Raw genomic sequence first — 18284 nt, forward strand, 5'->3', positions numbered from 1 at the left:
GCCCGTTCGCGGATCCAGGATGCGGACTTCGCGGCCGAAACCGCCGAGCTGACCCGCAGCCAGGTGCTGCAGCAGGCGGGTACGTCGGTGCTGTCGCAGGCCAACGCCGTTCCGCAGAACGTGCTGGCCCTGCTGCAGTAAGCTCGATCACACGGGCTTCTGGTTGAGGGTGGGTGGCGGCGAGAGCGCCATCCACCCTCCCTGATGAGGACAGCGAGATGAGTGATGGAATCGGGAATATCACATCACCGCTGGTTGCAGTGAACCCGCGCGGGGGCGAGGGGGCCAGGGCTCCTGGATCCGGCGCGGGTCTTGTTCGTGGCGAAAGCCGGCAGGAGGCCGTGGTTCGTGCGGACAGTAATACGGAATCAACGGCTCGTAGTTCCGCGGGACCGGCGATCGAGGCCATGGACATGGCCGAGGTCAACCAGGTGGTCGAGTCGATCAATTCCTATCTGCAATCCACCAAGCGGGCACTGGAGTTCAGTGTCGACGAGAGCAGTGGCCGCACGGTGATTACGGTGATGGACGGAGAACGCGAAGAGGTGATCCGCCAGATTCCACCGGAGGCGGTGTTGGCCCTGGTGGAACAGTTCCAGACCGAGCAGGAGCTTGGCGGCACGGGGTTGGCGGACAAGGCCTGACGGCTGTCGTAGAGCTGCAAGCGTGATGTTCAGTTGAGCCGGGTCCGGTAGCGGGTCCGGCTTTTTTTGTTGCGCGGAGCATCGAATCTGTTACGGAACCACTTCCTGGGCATCCCGGCCGAAGCGCAGCGAAGAGCCGGGATCCCGGACGCTGGCTGCACCTGGCCGCCTCGCTTCGTCAGACGGGGGAGATCCCGGATAACGGCTTCGTCGTTTCCGGGCTGACGGACCAGGGCGCGGGATACCGTGGGCAGACTCGATTGGCGGATGGGTGCCAGCTTCTGGAGATTGCTTCGCTGCGCGCGCAATGACGCGATTGACCGGTGCATCGACCCAGGGGTGGCATGCGGATTTCGACAGCTTTTGCTGCGGGGAGCTCAAGATTTGGGCTAGTCTGTCGTTAAGTGATATATCGCACGTGCAAAGGGTCCGAGACGTCGGGCACCGAGGAGCAGAAAGACCATGGCTATCAGTTCATTGGGTGTTGGATCGGGACTCGATCTGAATCAGATCGTTGGCGACCTCCTGAACTCGGAGCGCGTCCCGAAGGAGGAGCGTTTCAATAAGCGCGAGGAGCGTATTGAGGCGCAGATTTCCGCATACGGTGGGCTAAGTAGCGGTATCGAACAGTTGAATGGCGCGCTCAAGGAACTTTCCGGGTTCGAACTCTCGCAATCGGCGTCCGTCTCGGACTCGAGTGTTGCCGAAGTGACTGCCGATGGCACCGCTGCGAACGGGAATTTCTCCCTGCAGGTGAATCAGTTGGCCCAGGCCCAGTCCCTGGCCTCCGCGCCTGGCGATTTTGCCGATAGCGACGCCGAGGTGGGTGCCGGCCAGCTGGAGATTCAGGTGGGCGACCGCAGTGCCGTGACCATCAACGTCGAAGAGGGCCAGACGCTGCGCGATCTGCGCAACTCGATCAACGAGTCAGAAGCCGGTGTTACCGCTTCGATCGTCAATGACGGGAACGGGGCTCGTCTGGTGCTGAATGCAAACGAAACCGGGGCGGATAACACGATCTCCGTCAGCGCCACCGAGGACCCTGCTGGCAGTGGCCTGTCCCGCCTGGATGGAAACAACCTGGTGGAAACGCGTGCGGCCCAGGATGCCGAAGCGGTAGTCGATGGTCTGACCGTCACCAGTTCCAGTAACACCCTTGATGACACCATCGAAGGCCTGAATATCGAACTGACGGGGACATCCGCAAGTCCGGCGACAGTATCGGTCAGTGAGGATCAGGGGGAACTCAGGGATGCCCTTCAAGCCTTCGTGGACCAGTACAATTCGCTGGTTGGGCAGACCCGAGAACTTACGGCTTTCGACCCGGAAGAGGACGAGTCTTCGGTTCTCACGGGTGACAGCACTGTTCGTGGTATCCGGAGTCGCCTCGGCGACGCCCTGATGAACCCGGCGGACGTGCCGGACGCCAATGTCCAGACCTTTGCGGAACTCGGGATCGTATCCAATCGCGATGGCACCCTGACGTTCGATACCGGTCGCTTCAACCAGGCCGTGGATAACAACGGATTCGAAAATGTATCCGAGGTGGTGCGCGAGATTGGTGGGCGAATGGAAGAGGTAACCAGTAGCTTCGTCGGTCCCGACGGGCTGATCGGAACGCGCACGGATGGATTGCGCAACGACCTGGAACGGATCAATCAGCAGCGCGAGAACCTGGACACACGCCTGGAGCGAATGGAGGAGCGCCTGGTGGGCCAGTTCTCGCGCATGGACAGTGCAGTGGCGCAGATGCAGAACACGGGCGATTATCTGACGGGGCAGCTGGCGAACATGCCGCTGGCCCAAAACAATTCTTGATTATAGGCGCGCCGGGTTGGGCGGACAGATAACGGAGAACAACGCATGTACGGACCGGGCATGAATCGAGCGGTGAACCAGTACCGGCAGTCGGGGGCACTGGCCGAGGCCCAGGTGGCAGACCCGTACCGCCTGATCCAAATGCTCTTCGAGGGCGCACTGGAGCGGATCGCCGTCGCCAGGGGTGCGATGCAACAGGGCAATGTCGCGCTCAAGGGCGAGAAGATCGGAAAGGCGATCGATATTGTCGAGTCGCTGCGCGCGGTACTGGATCACAAGCACAATGCCGAGCTGGCCGGGAATCTGGATGCGCTCTATGAGTACATGAGCCGCCGCATGCTCGAGGCGAATGCACAGAACGACACCGCGGCGCTGGACGAGGTGGCGAGGTTGCTGCGCGAGATCAAGGCGGGCTGGGACGAGATCCCGGCCGAACAGCGCCGCGTGGGCTAGCGGACTCGATCGATGGCATTTTCCTCTGGTTGCAAGCCGGGCCTTCTCCGATGACCGGTGCCCTGAATACGAATGACGGGACCGACCCGGGTGACGCCACGCTCGAGGACGCGGTCGAGGCGATGCGCGCGCACATGGCGCGCGCCGTGGCCGACGAGGACTGGGAAGAACTCCAGGAACTGGACCGGCAGGCACGCGCGCTGGTCGAGCGTGCCTTTGGCCGCGAGCCGGTCCCCTTGCGGGACGATTCAGGGGCCGCACTGCGGGCCGTGCTGGAGGACCTGGCCCGTTTCTACGAAAGCTCGGTGAAGGAGCTTTCGCAGCGGCGCGGCGAGGTCGCCCAGCAGATCCGTGAACTGAAGTCCGGCCGCAAGGCCACGAGCGCCTACGAGACGACCCGCCGCCATTCCATGCGCACCGGTCCGGGGCAGCCCGAGGGTTAGGCCCCAGCCCGTTTCGCATCTCCTACACCCTCTGGTGGCCCTGGACCTGTAGGAGCCGAGCCCTCTCGGCGATGCGGCACTGGACAGGCCCGGATCGCCCAGAGGGCTGGGCTCCTACATGTCTACGTGGGAGCAGCGGGCGGGAGGCGGCGGACGGTCTGGACGCTGCTGAGGGACTGGAGGCGGTCGAAGAGGTTGCTGAGTTCGCCGAGGTCGCTGAATTCGGCCTCGAGTTCCATGCGCACGCTGCGGTCTTCGCGGTTGGTCTGGGTGTTGACGCGCAGCAGGTTGATGCCGCATTCGGAGAAGGCGTTGCCGACCTCGCCGAGCAGGCCCGGGCGGTCGTGGGCATCCACCTCCAGGGTGACGGGTTCGCGTTCCGGTTCCTCGCCCCAGGAGACGGGGATCAGGCGGCCGCGCTTTTCCTCCGGCATGTGCAGGATGTTCACGCAGTCGCTGCGGTGGACGGAGACGCCGGCCCCGCGGGTGATAAAGCCGATGATGGGGTCCCCGGGTTGGGGGTTGCAGCAGCGCGCCCGGGTGGTCAGCAGGCCGCCGACGCCCCGGATCTTGATATCGTCTTCTTTCGCTTCGCCATCGTGGCGGCGCGGGCGCTGCGGCGCGGGACGGCTAGGGGGCAGTTCGCGGCCCCGGGCTTCCCGCATCTGCTGGGCGATGCGCCCGGCAATCTGGGTGGTGGTGATGTCGCCGGCGCCCAAGGCAACGAGCAGCTCGTCGAAGGTCTGGTATTTCATCGCCTCGGCCAGGGCGGCGCGGTCGAGGTCCTGGCCGCAGCCCAGGCGGTGGCATTCGCGATCGAACAGGTGCTTTCCGGTGGCCAGGTGTTCGTCCTGGTGCTGCTGGCGGAACCAGGTACGGACCTTGGAGCGGGCGCGGGCGGTGTTGAGATACCCCAGGTTGGGGTTGAGCCAGTCGCGGCTGGGGCCGCCTTCGCGGGTGGTCAGGACCTCGACGCGTTCGCCGGATTTCAGCTTGTAGGTGAGCGGGACGATGTGACCGTCCACCTTGGCCCCGCGGCAGCGGTGGCCGACCTCGGTGTGGACTGCGTAGGCAAAGTCCAGCGGGGTCGCGCCCTGGGATAGATCCAGCACCTCGCCCTGGGGTGTGAGCACAAACACGCGCTGGTGCAGCGGCTCGCTCTGAATCTCGTCGAGCAGGTTCTGGTCGTTGTTGTCGGCGGCCTCCAGCAGTTGGCGCAGGTTGTTGATGGCCCGGTTGAGCGCCTGATCCTCGCGCCCGCCTTCCTTGTAACGCCAGTGCGCGGCCACCCCGAGCTCGGCGAAGTCATCCATTTCGCGGGTGCGGATCTGCACCTCCACGACCTTGCCCTCCGGTCCGACCACGGCGGTGTGCAGGGACTGGTAACCGTTGTCCTTGGGATTGGCGATGTAGTCGTCGAATTCGCTGGGCAGGTGGCGCCAGTCGTTGTGCACGATGCCGAGCACGGTGTAGCAGGTGGCCAGCTGGTCGACGATCACGCGGGTGGCGCGCAGGTCGTACAGCTCGGACAGCGAGGTACGCTTGCGCTGTATCTTCTTCCAGATGCTGTAGATGTGCTTCGGCCGCCCGAAGACCCGCGCCTCGATGCCCTCGGCCTGCAGCCGGTCCTTCAGTGTTTTTGCGAAGTCCTCCACGTAGGTTTCGCGTTCGGTTCGGTTTTCTTCCAGACCGCGTGCGATCTCGCGGTAGGTGTCCGGTTCCAGGATACGCAGGGCAAGGTCTTCCATCTCCCACTTGAGCTGGCCGACGCCCAGGCGGTTGGCCAGCGGGGCGATGACGTCCAGGGTTTCCTGCGCGAGGGCGCGTGCGCTGTCATCCGGTTCCCGCACCAGCAGGCGCAGGTGCTGGACGCGGAACGCCAGTTTGATCAGCACGGCGCGCACGTCGTCGACCATGGCCATCAGCATGCGGCGCAGGCGTTCGGCCTGTTCCGGACGCCCGGCCGGGGCCTCGAAACGGCGGCGGACCAGCGCCGCAACGTTGGTCGTCAGCCGGGCAATCGCGGCACCGAAGCGCTGCTCGAGGTCGGCCGGCTTGAGCAGGTCCGCCAGATACACGGGCACGAGCAGGGTCGCGATCAGCGTCTGCCGATCCACGTTGAGGTGGCGCAGGATCTCCGCCACGTCCAGTGGATGGGACTCGAGACCGGCGGCATCGACGGCTTCCAGGGCGCGATCCAGCGCCTCGGCCAGCTGCAGGCCGGTGGCGTCGTCCTGGGACTGGTTGCCCGCGAAATGGCGCAGTAGCGCGTCGCGGTCGAGGCCCTGCAGGTCGGTATTGGTGAGCAGCGAATGGCGCATGGGGCGGGGATGTTCCAGCGAGACCGTTCGGGGCATTGTACCGGTCCGCGCAGGCCGGCGAGAGGCTTGCGCGAGGCCGAGTCGAGGGTCAGGATCGGGGGATGGTCAACGTGTTCAGGATCCTGGGGCTCGCGGGCTTGGGGTATGGCCTGATGACGGGGCTGATCTTTCTCACCCAGGACCGCTTGTTCTACCTGCCCTCCAGCAACGTGACCAGCACACCGGAGCGCATCGGGCTGGACTACGAGGACGTCGAGCTGGTGAGCGGAGATGGCGTCCGCCTGCATGGCTGGTTCCTGCCCGGTCCGGAAGGCGACAGCCCCGTGCTGCTCTTCCTGCATGGCAATGCCGGCAACATCGGCCACCGCCTGCATTCACTGCAGCAATTCCACGAGCTGGGTCTGGCGGTGCTGATCATCGACTACCGGGGATATGGCCGCAGCGCGGGGCGTCCGGACGAGGCGGGGACCTATGCGGATGCCCGCGCCGCGTGGCAGTACCTGACAGAGGAGCGCTCGATCCCGGCGGAGGCGATCGTGGTGTTTGGTCGGTCGCTGGGTGCGGCGGTGGCGGCAGAGCTGGCCACCGGCGTGGAGCCGGCAGCGGTGATCCTGGAGTCTGCCTTCACCTCCGCCGCGGATCTCGGGGCGCGCCACTACCCCTGGCTTCCGGTGCGGGCGCTCCTGCGCCACGAATACGACACCCTGGGTCGCATCGACGCGATCACGGCACCGATTCTGTTTGCCCATAGCCCGCAGGACGAGATCGTGCCGTTCGAGCAGGCCGAACGGCTGCACGCGGCAGCGGGGGACGCCCGCCTGCTGGAGATGCAAGGGGGCCACAACGACGCCTTTCTGGCCACCGGAGAGGCCTACAGCGACGGCCTGCGCGACTTCCTGCTCGATGCGGGCCTGTCGCTCCCCGAGCCGTGAGGTGGAGCCCGAGGATCTCCCGAAATCCAGGGGGGCGCACAGATGCCGTGTCTCCATCGTGGGAGATTGGTAGACTGCGCCGCTCTCCCGGCCGGAATGGATGCCCATGGGGAGCAGCGGCTCCTGGTGCGACGGAATGATCGAACCGACTGCAAAAAGCCCGTTGACGGTCACGTACCGTCGTGATGAGGACCCCGCCTGTGGCGCGGCGCCCGTCGTGATCCGCTTTGGCGGTTCCAGTGGCGTCGAGCCGCGGGCCGGGCGCCTGGAGATCCGCGTGGGCCTGGAACCGCTCGGGGATGGTTCGGGCTGGGTGGAGTGCTGGTCCCTGCCGGAAGGTGCCGCCGGGGAGACCGGCGTCGAAGGGGCGCTGACGTACCTGCGCAGCGACGACTGCCTGGTGGGGTGCTGGGCCGCGCCGATGGACGCCAACGACGACCCGGATCCGGTGACGGAGCGTGCCTATCGGGAGATCCTGGCGGCCTGCGGGGCGCTGGGTTTCAAGTACCTCGTGCGCGTGTGGAACTATCTTCCCGCCATCAATCATGCGGTTGGCGGACAGGAACGCTATCGCGGGTTCTGCAGCGGGCGCGCGCGGGTCTTCGAGGCCTTGCCGGCGTACGAACGCATCCTGCCGGCGGCCACTGCGATCGGTACGCATTCCGACGGGCTGCTGATCTACTTTATTGCCACGCGCGAGGCCGCGGCCCGTATCGAGAATCCGCGCCAGGTCAGTGCCTACCGCTATCCGCGCCAGTATGGCCCTCGCAGCCCTTCGTTTGCGCGTGCCAGCCTGTGGCAGTCGGGGCCGCAGGCCGCCGAGCTGTTTATCTCCGGAACGGCCAGTATCGTGGGGCATGAAAGTCGGCATGTCGGGGATCTGGGGGCGCAGATCGACGAGAGCCTGCGCAACATCGGGGTGCTGCTAGAGGAGGCCGCGACGCACCATCCCGTCCGCGCTGATGCACCACGGGAGTTGTCAGCGCTCAAGGTCTACCTGCGGCGTGCTGCCGACACGCCGGCCGCCGCGGCCCATCTGCGGGCACGCCTGGGCCACGATGTACCCTGGCTGTTGTTGCACGGCGATATCTGCCGTGAGGAATTGCTGGTGGAGATCGAGGGGCTGTACTCGGAACGGCTGACGGAGACACTCGAAATACCATGACGGATTGATTCCGGGCCGGGCGGGCTGCCGCGAGAGGTGGTCACCGGTCCCCTGCCAGGGAGAACACACAATGCAGCCAAGCACACGGAAGCCGCACCCGGTCCTGAAGGACTACTACACGGACGAGGCCAGCCGCCGCGCCTACGTCGACGACCTGTTTGACCGGACCGCCCCGTATTACGACCGCATCCTGCGGGTGGGCTTCTTTGGCACCGGCCAGGCGTACCGCCGCGTTGTCCTGAAGAACTCCGGGCTCGCGGCCGGGATGAACGTGCTCGATGTCGCCACGGGGACCGGGCCGGTCGCGGAGGAGATCCGCAAGGTGGTGGGCGACGATCACCTGACCTGCGTCGACCCGAGCCGCGGCATGATGGATATCGCCCGAACCAAGATGGATGCCACCTTCATCCAGAGCCTGGGCGAGCAGATGCCGTTGCCGGACGAGCAGTACGACCGTCTGTACATGGGGTACGGGCTGCGTCATGTGCGCGACCTGCACGAGCTGTTCAGCGAGTACTTTCGCGTGCTGAAGCCGGGTGGGCGCTGCACGATCCTCGAGGTGTCGCGGCCGCGCACTCGGCGCCAGTTCGCCCTGGCACGGTTCTACTTTCGCGATTTCGTGCCGTTTGTCGGCAAGGTGCTGACCCGCGACCCGGACGGCCACCTGCTGATGCGGTATTTCTGGGACACGATCGACCAGTGCGTGCCCCCGGAGGAAATCCAGGACACCCTGTGCTCGGTCGGCTTCGAGGACGTGCAGCGAGACGTCCAGCTGGGCGTGTTCAGTGCCTACATGGCGACGCGCCCGGCCAGGTAGATCGCCCCATGGCCCGGCTGAAGGTGAAGGTGGCCCCGGGCAGCAGGCGCAACGCCCTCGGCCCGTGGATGGGAGAGACCCTCAAGCTGAAGGTACAGGCCCCGCCGGAGAAAGGCCGCGCCAACGAGGCCGTGATCACGTTGCTGGCGGCCGAACTGGGTTGCCCGAAGTCGGCCGTGGAGGTGGTCGCCGGCGCGACCTCGCGCAGCAAAACCGTGGCGGTGGAGGGCTGGACCGAGTCCGAGTTGCACCGCGCGTTATCCTGATGACTCATGACTGTGATGCGGCTCGTGTTCGACGAGCCCCCGTGAAGGGAACTACGGATGAACCGCCTGACCCTGACCCGACCGGATGACTGGCACCTGCACCTGCGCGACGGCGACGTCCTCGCCTCGGTGCTGCCGGATACCGCGCGCCGCTTCCGCCGCGCGATCATCATGCCCAACCTGAAGCCACCGGTGACCACGGTGGAGGCCGCGGCCGACTACCGCGATCGCATCCTGGCGGCGCTGCCGGAGGAGGCGGACTTCGAGCCGCTGATGACGCTGTATCTCACCGAGGGCACGACCCCGGGGATGATCGATGCGGCGAAGGCCTCCGGGTTCATCCACGGGGTCAAGCTGTACCCGGCCGGGGCCACGACCAATGCCTCCAGCGGGGTCACCGATATCCGCCGTTGCTACCCGGTGTTCGAGGCCATGCAGCGGGTCGACCTGCCGCTGTTGATCCACGGCGAGGTGACTGATCCGGACGTGGACATCTTCGACCGCGAGGCGGTGTTCATCGAGCGCCACCTGGAACCGCTGATCCGGGACTTCCCCGAGCTGCGCGTGGTGCTGGAGCACATCACCACCGAATCCGCCGTGCAGTTCATCCACGACGGGCCGGAACACGTCGCCTCCACCATTACCCCCCAGCATCTGCTCTACAACCGCAACGCGCTGTTCGCCGGCGGGATGCGGCCACATCATTTCTGTCTGCCGATCCTGAAGCGCGAGCGTCACCGCAAGGCCCTGGTGGAGGCCGCGACCAGCGGGCACCCACGGTTCTTCCTGGGGACCGACAGTGCGCCGCATCCGCGCCACGCGAAGGAATCGGCCTGCGGCTGTGCCGGGATCTATTCCGCGCACGCAGCCATCGAGCTGTACGCGGAAGCCTTTGCGGCGGCGGATGCGCTGGATCGGCTGGAAGGCTTTGCCAGCCATTACGGGCCGGATTTCTACAAGCTGCCACGCAACGCCGACACCCTGACACTGGAACGCGCCCCGTGGACCGTACCCGAAGCGGTGCTGTTCGGGCATGATCCGGGCGTGCCCCTGCGCGCGGGCGAGTCCATCGCCTGGCAGCTGGCTCAATAAAGGGCAGAATCGAACCCGACACAGCGGGTACGGTCAGCAGGGTAGTAGACAAGGGACAGGACGAGGACACCGGCATGACGGAACCCAACGTGCAACGCGGAACCCTGTGGTTCTGGATGGCGATCAGTCTCGGAGTGGCGTTGCTGATTATCGCCCTGGGGGTCGGTCTGGAGCCCGCGGGTGCGGCGGTCCTGCGGGCGCCGCTCAGTTCGCCGGCGGCCGGCGCGCTCGGGTTTGGCCTGCTGATGGTCTGGGCGGCCTATGCCTATGCGCTGTCCGCCGGGCGCGCCGCGGGCAGCCAGGAAATGGGAGTGGTGATCCTCAATCTCGCTCTGCCGGTCGCCTTGATCCTGACGTGGCGGGCGGAACTGAACGCGCTGGCGTTTTTTGTGGCGATCGGGTGGACGCTGACCCTGGCCGGAATGGCCATGCGCCTGTTTCGGCGCGAGGCCCTGGCCGGGGTGATGATGCTGCCCATCATCGGCGTGAGTCTCACGGGAATCCTGCTGTCGCTGACACTCTGGGTTGTGCCGGCCGCAACGGGTGGGGCCTGAGCCGGGCGGCTCCGCTTCCTAAACGGCCGGGTGCGCCCGGTCGGGAACGGACAGGGATTCGGGTTCGCCCCGGACGTGCTCGAAAAAGGTATCCGCGTCCATGGGACGGGCGAACAGGTACCCCTGAAAATGCAGGTCGCCATGGCTCGCCAGCCACCGGTACTGGGCGTCCGTCTCGACTCCCTCCGCGACGACCGTGAGCTGGAATTGCCGGGCGATGTCGCAGATGGTGCGTACCATGGCCTGGTCGTCGGCGTCGTGGTCCACCTGATGGACAAAGCTCCGGTCGATCTTGAGTTCGTCGAAAGGCAGGCGCTTGAGATAGCTGAGAGAGGAAAAGCCCGTCCCGAAGTCGTCCATCGAGAAGCGCAGGCCCATGCGACGCAGGGCCTGCATGATATGGATGACGCGATCGGTATCCTCGGCCACCACGTGTTCGGTGATCTCCAGGGTAATGCGGTGGGCATGCTCGCGGCCCAGGTAGCGGCCGATGAGCTCCTGCATGCGAGGCACGAAGTTCAGGTGGACCAGTTGGCGCGGACTGATGTTGATGGCCAGCTGCTCCAGGTGGAACCCGGCGCGGTCCCAGTCGCGCAGCGCCTGGAAGGCGCGCGCGATGACCGCATCGCCCAGTTCACTGATGTAGCCGGTCTGCTCGGCAATAGGGATGAACTCCGCGGGTGAAACCGGGCCGAGTTCGGCGCTGTGCCAGCGGATCAGGGTTTCGGCGCTGCGGATCTTCCCGGTCGCGTCCGTCTGCGGCTGAAACAGGACCTCGATCTCGCGACTTGGCAGCGCGAAATGCAGGCAACGCTCGATCTGCAGGTGTCGTTCTACTGCTTGTGACAATTCCTCGCTGAACACCACCACGCCGTCACGGCCTCTTTCCTTGACCTCGTACATGGCAATATCGGCCTCGCGCACGAGCTGATGCGAGTCGACCGGATGCTCCGGCTCGATCAGGCGGATCCCGATGCTGGCGCTCACGTGCAGGTGGTGGCTGCGGATGATGTAGGGCGTCTTCACCACCTGCAGGAGCGAGCGGGCCAGCCGGCGGGCGGCGCGCTCGCAGGTCTGGCGGTCGCCCTTGCCGGGGGCGACGATCACGAACTCGTCACCGCCCAGGCGGGCGAGGTGGTGGCCCGGGGGCAGGGCGTTGGCGAAGTCGCGCGTCACGGACTTCAGCAGCTCGTCCCCGATGTCGTGTCCCAGCAGGTCGTTGACCGTCTTGAAGTGATCGAGATCGATCAGCAGCAGGAAGGAATGCTGACGGTGGTGCTGCAGTACCTCCAGGCTCTCGTCGAGGTGCTCGATGAAGGCCGCGCGGTTGTTCAGGCCGGTGAGGGCGTCGTGCGAGGCCTGGTGCAGGCTGTCGCGCAGCAGACCGAAGCTGCTGCTTGCGGCGTAGTACAGGACCAGGGCCAGGGTCGCCGAGAAGGCCGCCAGGATGTACCCGTACCATTCCCCGATCAACAGGAAATAGATCGCCAGCGGGACCATCATCGCGGGGATCAGCGGCCGGAACACCCAGGGGGCCGGATAGAGGAGGGCCGCGACCACGGTGGTGGCGCCGATCTGGGTGAAGATGGCGATATAGTGGAGGTTCTGGGAATCCAGGCGGACGAAAACCAGGAAGATCACGGTCCACAAGGCCAGGTAGAGGTACAGAAAGAGCGTGAGCCGGAGCCGCCATCGGATGCGTTGCTCGGGGGCCAGTGGCGATCGGTGGTAGCGCCAGTACAGCTGCAGCCCCCACAGTGAAGCGGCGGCCATCACGGTGTACCAGGACGCGGCCGCGGTGAGCGTCCCGTGCAAGGCGCCGAGCAGGATATATCCCAGCCCCGGCAGCAGCGACAATGCCACCAGGACCGGAATCTGCCGGGTCAGGTAGGTGTCGAAGCGCGGGTCCGCCCGCAGCGCCTCCCGGGCCGGTGCGAGGGCATGCATGGAGGGCGCCGACGGTTTGTCTCCCTGGGTGAGTGCCATCGGCTCCGTGAGGGGGCTTTTGCAGAAGGGCCGGACATTACGGTAAATCCATCCAGGGCTCAATGCGTGGGTAGGTGAGCCGCCGCAGTTACGGGGAACGAGATGCTGCTGACCGAGGCACAAATCGAGGCGCAACTGACCGATGCGGCGCGTCGGGGCGAGTTCGACGATCTCCCTGGCAGCGGCCAGCCCCTGGAACTGGGTGACGACAGCGCGGTGCCGGAAGATCTGCGCATGGCCTACCGGGTGATGAAGAACGCCGGTTATGTGCCCGAGGTCGTCCAGATCCGGGGCGAGATCGCCTCCGTGGAGGCCCTGCTGCAGGCGGCGGACGACGAGGCCTCCCGCCAGCATGCCGCCCGGCGCCTGCGCGTGTTGCTGGATCGCCTGAACCGCAGCGGTCATGGCCGGGGGATGGTCTCGGAGTCCGGCTATTTTCGCCAGCTATGCGAGCGCATGGACGGCCCGGCGCGATGACCCCGCTCCATGGCCCCCTGAGAGGGCGCGGCGCGACCCTGGACCCGGACGCGCGTTTCGAGCCGACCCGCCGGGAACCCTTCGATGACGGGTGGGAGGGGGACGGTGAGGCCCCGCCACCGCTGCGCACCGAGGTCACGGTCGAACACCCGCGCCGCGTGCTGGCGTGGAACCAGTCGCCGGACGTGCCATTCGAGCTCTCGCTGAACCCCTATCGCGGCTGCGAACATGGCTGCTCCTACTGCTTTGCTCGACCGGCACATGCCTACGTGGGGTTGTCACCGGGACTCGATTTCGAAAGCCGCCTGTTCGCCAAGGTGGGTGCGGCGGAGTGCCTGCAGCGCGAGCTGGCGCGGCCCTCGCACCGCGTCACGCCGCTGGCCCTGGGCATCAACACGGATGCCTACCAGCCCGTCGAGCGCGAATGGCGGATTACGCGGGAGCTCCTGGAGGTGCTGGCCGAGACTCGGCATCCGGTGTCGATCGTGACCAAGTCGGCCCTGGTCGAGCGTGACCTGGACCTGCTGGCGCCGATGGCGGAACGCGGGCTGGTCCAGGTCGCCGTTTCGCTGACCACCCTCGACCGGAGCCTGTCACGCCATCTGGAGCCGCGGGCGGCGGCCCCGCAGCGGCGCCTGGAGACGATCGAGCGGCTGACCGCGGCGGGGGTGCCGGTCAGCGTTCTGGTGGCGCCGCTGATACCCGTGCTGACGGATGGCGAACTGGAGACACTGCTGGAAGCCGGTGCGGCGGCCGGTGCGGTGGCGGCCGGGTATGTGCTTTTGCGTCTGCCGCGCGAGGTTGCACCGCTGTTCGAGGACTGGCTGCGCCATCATCATCCGCTCAAGGCCGATCACATCCTGCAGCGCCTGCGCGAGGCGCATGGCGGCAAGCTGTATGACTCCACCTTCGGCCATCGGATGCGCGGGGCCGGCGCCTACGCCGAGCTGTTGCGCCAGCGCTTCCGTCTGGCCCGGCGGCGGGAGGGGCTGGCCGGGCGCCTCGTGGAACTGGACTGCGGTCAGTTCCAGCCACCGGCGCGGCCGCTAAAGGATCGTGTCGAGGGCCAGATGGACCTGTTCTGAGCAAGGTGGCACGGTCCGGGTGCGGCACGGGGCACAGCGCGACTTTCCCAAGGCCTGAGCACGGTCGCGCAGGACCACGGGGACAGGCCGGGTCCCCGGGCGTATGGATCTGTTTTACAGTGGGCCCTCGTGAGCAAGGGCGGGACGATGCCGGAGACCTCCACAACCCGAACGAGTACTGCGGCCTGGTGGGGCCGCCGGACGCTCCCTGCCGGACAGCACGGCCGCTGGTCCATCGGGCCGCTTGATCTCTGGCTGCAGCACGGCGAGCAGGAGTGGCAGTTGGTGCTCGAGCGCCCCCGCGAATCTGCCGATGCCACCCTTGCGATCGATGTCCCCTGCAGTGATGCCTTCCCGGCATCAGCCATGGACAGGCTGCGTTTTGCCGGCTCTCCGGCCGGCAGCGAGCCGGAACTGCGCGTGGCCCTGGCGGACCGGGCAATGGTGAGTCGTCCGCAGGATCCTTTCTACGTGCCGTCCCAGGGGGAGGTCACGCTTTATCTGAGCACGCCAGCCTGGGTGCAGCTGTACCTGGGGTCGGCCCGGGTACAGGAATTCCCGGTCTATACACCCTCCGATACGTGGTTTGGCCCGAGCACCGTGAACGGCGAACTGTGCTACGCCACCCGCACCCAGGCGCGGCTGGATATCGCGGATGTTCCGGTACGGCCGCACCGCGTGGTCACCCCGCTCACCATCGCCAACCGGGCGGATGACGCGTTGTTCCTGGAGCGGGTCAACCTGCCGGTGCCGCGCCTGCCGATCTATGCCGACGAACACCACCGGCTGTGGACCCCGGCGGTGCGCATGGAGCGCGAGGAGGACCGCGAGATGGCGGAGATGGAGATCGACTCCGGACCGCCGGGCCTGGCAGTGGGTGCACGACGCATTGCCGAGCCCCGAGAGCCCGGGGGACGGCATTTGATGGTACGGGCGTTCAGCGCCCTGTTTCAGTAGGGAGCCACGGATACATGAATGAATGGCTTCAAACGGCCGAGGCTTTTCTGACCAGCGAGGCCTTTCTCGCGGCCATCCGCGCGGCGGTGTACCTTCTGGTCGGCCTGCTGGTGGCACGGCTGGTGTCGCGCGGGCTGGCGCGGATGCTGGAGGACAAGCTCGACGCCCAGCAGGTGATGCTGACCCGGCGCATCAGCTTCTACGTGATCGTGCTGCTGGTGCTGGCCTCGGCCCTGCGCGAACTCGGGTTTGACCTGACGGTGCTGCTAGGCGCGGCCGGCATCCTGACGGTCGCGCTCGGCTTCGCCTCGCAGACATCGGCCTCCAACCTGATCTCGGGGCTGTTCCTGATTGGCGAGCGGCCGTTTTCCGTCGGGGACGTGATCAAAGTCGGGGATGCCACCGGCGAGGTGCTGTCGATCGACCCGCTGTCGGTGAAACTGCGGACTTTCGACAACCTGATGGTGCGGGTGCCCAACGAGAGCCTGGTGAAATCCCAGCTGACCAATTTGACACGCTTCCCGATTCGACGGCTCGACATGCAGATCGGGGTGGCCTACCACACCGATCTCAAGCAGTTGCGGAATGTCCTGATGACGGTGGCGGAGAACAATCCGGTGTGTCTGGAGGAACCCAGCCCGCTGTTCATCTTCCTCGAATACGGGGAGTCGGCGCTGAAGATCCAGCTGTCGGTCTGGGCCCGGCGGGAGAAATTCCTGGATCTGCGCAACACCATGCACGAAGGGGTGAAGGTGGCCCTGGACGAGGCGGGCATCGAGATCCCGTTCCCGCAGCGTACCGTGAGCGGTCTTGGGGGCATCCCTGCGGGTGCGCATCGTGTAAACCTATCCGCAGGCGAGGCGGAGGCCGTTGCCTCTACGGAGCCGGGCGCGCGCGACTAAGTAGCGAGGGCCCGGCTGGGCGTCTGGGCGCGGCGCAGGGGGAACCGAGTCAGTCCAGGCGCAGATCGGCCCAGACCGGGTCGTGGTCCGAGGCGCGCCAAGGGCCCCCGGCGGGTGCGCGCCCGTCAAACCCGAGAAACCGGGGTTCATCCGCATTGACCGGCCAGGTCTCGCCATCGGTTACGCGTACGCGCAGCGATTCGGGGCCCAGCAGGTAGTCCAGCTGCCCGGCCTGGCCGCGAAACACATAGGTATGTGCCCGGGCCGGGTTGTCGTGGACGAGATCGCGTTTCCCGGCGGCGGTCAGGGTCCGGATCGGGTCTTCGGTGGCGTAGGCGTTCAGGTCGCCGAGGATCAGCACGGGGGTGTCGGCATATTCGCCGCGGCGCTGTTCGCGCAGCCATTCCACCAGGCGCTCGGCCTGCGCCGTGCGGCGTTCATTCCAGCACCCCTGGCCGCGGTCGATGTCGCCCGCCTCGGGACACCCGCTCTTGGCCTTGAAGTGCACGACGACGGCACCGAAGCGATCGTCGGTGTCGGTGGCTTGGAACCAGCCCAGCAAAGGCGGGCGATGGTGCACGTCGTCGCGGTCGGCGGACGACTCGATCAGGCGCAGGCGTTCGGGCCGGTAAAGCAGGCCGACCTTGATGGCGTCGTCTCCAGGCGCCGGGTGCGCGACGGCGGTGTACTTCCCGCGTTCGGAGTGCAGTCTGTTCAGGCGGGTCACCAGCTTGGTGCGAGCGGCTGCCGCATTTTCCAGTTCCACGGCGCCGAGCAGATCCGCGTCCAGTCCCTGGAGCAGGGCGTCCAGCTTGGCCGTCTGCCGCTCGCGTTCCGCCCGGGTCTGTGCGCCGCGCTCGCCCAGCGTGACGAAATCATTCTCCAGGTTGGCCGTTGCGAGGCGGAGGTGGTCCGCCGCCGGGGCCGGCACGGGTGCGGGTCGTTCCCCGCCGGACCAGTCAATCGCCTCGGTGGGGTGGATGCGATACTCGCCGAAGGCCTGGGTCAGGATGCCGGTCAGGCCGTCGATCCGGCTTCCCGCGCGGCGGGTTCCCGGGTGGTCGAGATAGGGGATCGGATCGGGGTTGGCACGGTAGCTGCCATCATCGAGTTCGATCTGGCGGGCCGCGTGCCGGTCCGCCTCCGGGCGCCCGGTCTGGCCGGGATGGATCAGCCGCCCGCCGGCCGCGAGGGTCAGGCTGCCGTAGCGATCGAGGTCGTGGTTGGCGGTCACGGTCAGTGCCTGCGTCAGGCGCACACGGAGGTCGAGGTGTTCGCCGAGGCGGTCGGCATCGTCGGGCAGGCGCAACGGGACGGGGTCGGGCAGGCCCACGTGGCCGCAGCTCTCCACCCGGTGCAGGCGCGAGACCTGCGGCCGTCCGCGGTGACGGCTGAAGTGACCGTGCACCTGCAGGCGTTGTCCGGCCTTGACCGGGTCCTGACGCGGGGCATAGACGAAAAGGCCTGTGGCATCGGCCCCCGATCCCTGTTGCAGAAAGAACCCGTCGAGCTGGTCGGGTCCCATGAATACGCCGGTGGTGACGCCTTCGACGATGACGGCATTGCCCTCGGCGACCTGTCCGGCCCGGAGTTCGGAGAGTGGCGTCCGCTCGGCGGCGGGATCGGGACAGGCGACCCGGGCCTGTGCCGGGTCCGCGGCCCACAGCGCCAGCAGGACCACGGTCAACGCCCCGGCGGCGGTGGTGGCCGTGGTGCGGGCCGTACAAGCCGGGGATGCAGGGTTCAGCCGATCCATGGCCGAAGGATAAGGGTGTTCAGGCGCTCTTGCTGGGATTCAGCAGTTCGTAGAGATAGTCCGGGGCCTGGGTAACGTCGGCAATGGTGTAGCGATCGAGCACGGCCAGGAACGCATCGCGGGCATCATTGAGCACGCCGCGCAGCTGGCAGCCGGGCAGGATCGGGCAGACGGGGTTCTCGCAGTCGACCACGTTCAGGTTGGGCTCCATGTCGCGGATGACGCTGCCCACGTTGATCGCGCCCGGTTCACAGGCGAGCGAGATCCCGCCCCCCTTGCCGCGGCGGGTGATGATGTAGCCCTTCTGACCGAGCTGGTGGACAATCTTGACCAGATGGTTGCGCGGGATCGAGAAGTGTTCGGAGATGTCACTGACGGTCACGCGCTGTTCGCGCGGCTGGACGGTGAGGTACATCAGGACACGAAGGGAGAAGTCGGTATAATGGGTGAGTTGCATAAGGGATCGTCGGCTGGTCTCGAAGGATATGCTTGAACGTATATTTCGTTGAACCTTAATCGCTCCGGACTTTCGTCACAAGCGCGCCGGTGGCCACGACGTTAGGGCAATACGCGTCCATTAACGACTCGGGCTCGCTTCAACCGTTCCGGATGAAGA

The 18284-nt window shown here is 66.5% G+C and carries 19 protein-coding genes; 15 read left to right on the forward strand and 4 right to left on the reverse strand.

Annotated elements, in window-relative coordinates; translation table 11 throughout:
* The 5 genes from ACESLR_RS05770 to ACESLR_RS05790 form a co-directional block, all read left to right on the forward strand.
* A partial coding sequence (locus ACESLR_RS05770) for a flagellin (RefSeq protein ID WP_373066809.1) occupies positions 1-141 on the forward strand: 141 nt, incomplete at its 5' end.
* A gap of 77 nt (positions 142-218) precedes the next feature.
* On the forward strand, positions 219-644 hold the full coding sequence (locus tag ACESLR_RS05775) for a flagellar protein FlaG (protein ID WP_373054640.1): 426 nt from the start codon (positions 219-221) through the stop codon (positions 642-644).
* A 462-nt stretch (positions 645-1106) separates the two neighbouring features.
* The gene (gene fliD / locus ACESLR_RS05780; protein WP_373024248.1) at positions 1107-2462 is read left to right on the forward strand and encodes a flagellar filament capping protein FliD; all 1356 of its coding nucleotides are present in this window, start codon (positions 1107-1109) and stop codon (positions 2460-2462) included.
* A gap of 45 nt (positions 2463-2507) precedes the next feature.
* Positions 2508-2915, forward strand: coding sequence for a flagellar export chaperone FliS (gene fliS, locus ACESLR_RS05785; protein ID WP_373024247.1), 408 nt, complete (start codon positions 2508-2510; stop codon positions 2913-2915).
* 50 nt (positions 2916-2965) lie between these two features.
* Positions 2966-3358 (forward strand): flagellar protein FliT, encoded by a 393-nt coding sequence (locus ACESLR_RS05790; RefSeq protein WP_373024246.1) that lies wholly within the window; start codon positions 2966-2968, stop codon positions 3356-3358.
* 122 nt (positions 3359-3480) lie between these two features.
* Here ACESLR_RS05790 and ACESLR_RS05795 read toward each other — a convergent pair whose 3' ends face one another.
* Positions 3481-5679, reverse strand: coding sequence for a RelA/SpoT family protein (locus ACESLR_RS05795; protein ID WP_373066778.1), 2199 nt, complete (start codon positions 5677-5679; stop codon positions 3481-3483).
* Between the two features lie 101 nt (positions 5680-5780).
* On the opposite strand from ACESLR_RS05795, the gene ACESLR_RS05800 reads away from it, so the two are divergent.
* The 6 genes from ACESLR_RS05800 to ACESLR_RS05825 all read left to right on the forward strand — a co-directional run bounded on the left by ACESLR_RS05800 (position 5781) and on the right by ACESLR_RS05825 (position 10505).
* Positions 5781-6611 carry an alpha/beta hydrolase gene (locus ACESLR_RS05800; RefSeq protein ID WP_373024244.1) on the forward strand — a complete coding sequence of 277 codons (831 nt, stop codon included), beginning with the start codon at positions 5781-5783 and terminating at the stop codon, positions 6609-6611.
* Positions 6612-6747: 136 nt separating this feature from the next.
* Entirely contained in the window at positions 6748-7776 is a 1029-nt protein-coding gene (locus ACESLR_RS05805; RefSeq protein ID WP_373024243.1) for a hypothetical protein, read from the forward strand.
* Positions 7777-7846: 70 nt separating this feature from the next.
* On the forward strand, positions 7847-8593 hold the full coding sequence (locus ACESLR_RS05810; protein ID WP_373024242.1) for a class I SAM-dependent methyltransferase: 747 nt from the start codon (positions 7847-7849) through the stop codon (positions 8591-8593).
* 8 nt (positions 8594-8601) lie between these two features.
* A complete protein-coding gene (locus ACESLR_RS05815; RefSeq protein WP_373024241.1) occupies positions 8602-8859 on the forward strand; it encodes a DUF167 domain-containing protein in 258 nt (85 codons plus the stop codon).
* A 57-nt stretch (positions 8860-8916) separates the two neighbouring features.
* Positions 8917-9951: a dihydroorotase gene (gene pyrC, locus ACESLR_RS05820; RefSeq protein WP_373024240.1), complete on the forward strand. Its 1035-nt coding sequence runs from the start codon at positions 8917-8919 to the stop codon at positions 9949-9951.
* Positions 9952-10025: 74 nt separating this feature from the next.
* On the forward strand, positions 10026-10505 hold the full coding sequence (locus ACESLR_RS05825) for a hypothetical protein (RefSeq protein WP_373024239.1): 480 nt from the start codon (positions 10026-10028) through the stop codon (positions 10503-10505).
* A gap of 18 nt (positions 10506-10523) precedes the next feature.
* Here ACESLR_RS05825 and ACESLR_RS05830 read toward each other — a convergent pair whose 3' ends face one another.
* Positions 10524-12491: a putative bifunctional diguanylate cyclase/phosphodiesterase gene (locus tag ACESLR_RS05830; protein ID WP_373066782.1), complete on the reverse strand. Its 1968-nt coding sequence runs from the start codon at positions 12489-12491 to the stop codon at positions 10524-10526.
* A 102-nt stretch (positions 12492-12593) separates the two neighbouring features.
* On the opposite strand from ACESLR_RS05830, the gene ACESLR_RS05835 reads away from it, so the two are divergent.
* The 4 genes from ACESLR_RS05835 to ACESLR_RS05850 all read left to right on the forward strand — a co-directional run bounded on the left by ACESLR_RS05835 (position 12594) and on the right by ACESLR_RS05850 (position 15912).
* A complete protein-coding gene (locus ACESLR_RS05835; RefSeq protein WP_373066786.1) occupies positions 12594-12968 on the forward strand; it encodes a DUF1992 domain-containing protein in 375 nt (124 codons plus the stop codon).
* Positions 12965-14053, forward strand: a complete 1089-nt coding sequence (locus tag ACESLR_RS05840) for a PA0069 family radical SAM protein (protein ID WP_373024236.1) — start codon at positions 12965-12967, stop codon at positions 14051-14053. The genes ACESLR_RS05835 and ACESLR_RS05840 overlap by 4 nt, the downstream gene beginning before the upstream one ends.
* 147 nt (positions 14054-14200) lie before the next feature.
* Positions 14201-15010: a hypothetical protein gene (locus ACESLR_RS05845; RefSeq protein WP_373066789.1), complete on the forward strand. Its 810-nt coding sequence runs from the start codon at positions 14201-14203 to the stop codon at positions 15008-15010.
* 14 nt (positions 15011-15024) lie between these two features.
* Positions 15025-15912, forward strand: coding sequence for a mechanosensitive ion channel family protein (locus tag ACESLR_RS05850; protein WP_373024234.1), 888 nt, complete (start codon positions 15025-15027; stop codon positions 15910-15912).
* 49 nt (positions 15913-15961) lie between these two features.
* Here ACESLR_RS05850 and ACESLR_RS05855 read toward each other — a convergent pair whose 3' ends face one another.
* Positions 15962-17668, reverse strand: coding sequence for an ExeM/NucH family extracellular endonuclease (locus tag ACESLR_RS05855; protein ID WP_373066793.1), 1707 nt, complete (start codon positions 17666-17668; stop codon positions 15962-15964).
* 19 nt (positions 17669-17687) lie between these two features.
* Entirely contained in the window at positions 17688-18125 is a 438-nt protein-coding gene (locus ACESLR_RS05860) for an Rrf2 family transcriptional regulator (RefSeq protein WP_373024232.1), read from the reverse strand.
* Positions 18126-18284: the final 159 nt, after the last annotated feature.

Source organism: Thioalkalivibrio sp., from assembly GCF_041685615.1.
In the GTDB taxonomy this organism is placed as follows: domain Bacteria; phylum Pseudomonadota; class Gammaproteobacteria; order Ectothiorhodospirales; family Ectothiorhodospiraceae; genus Thioalkalivibrio.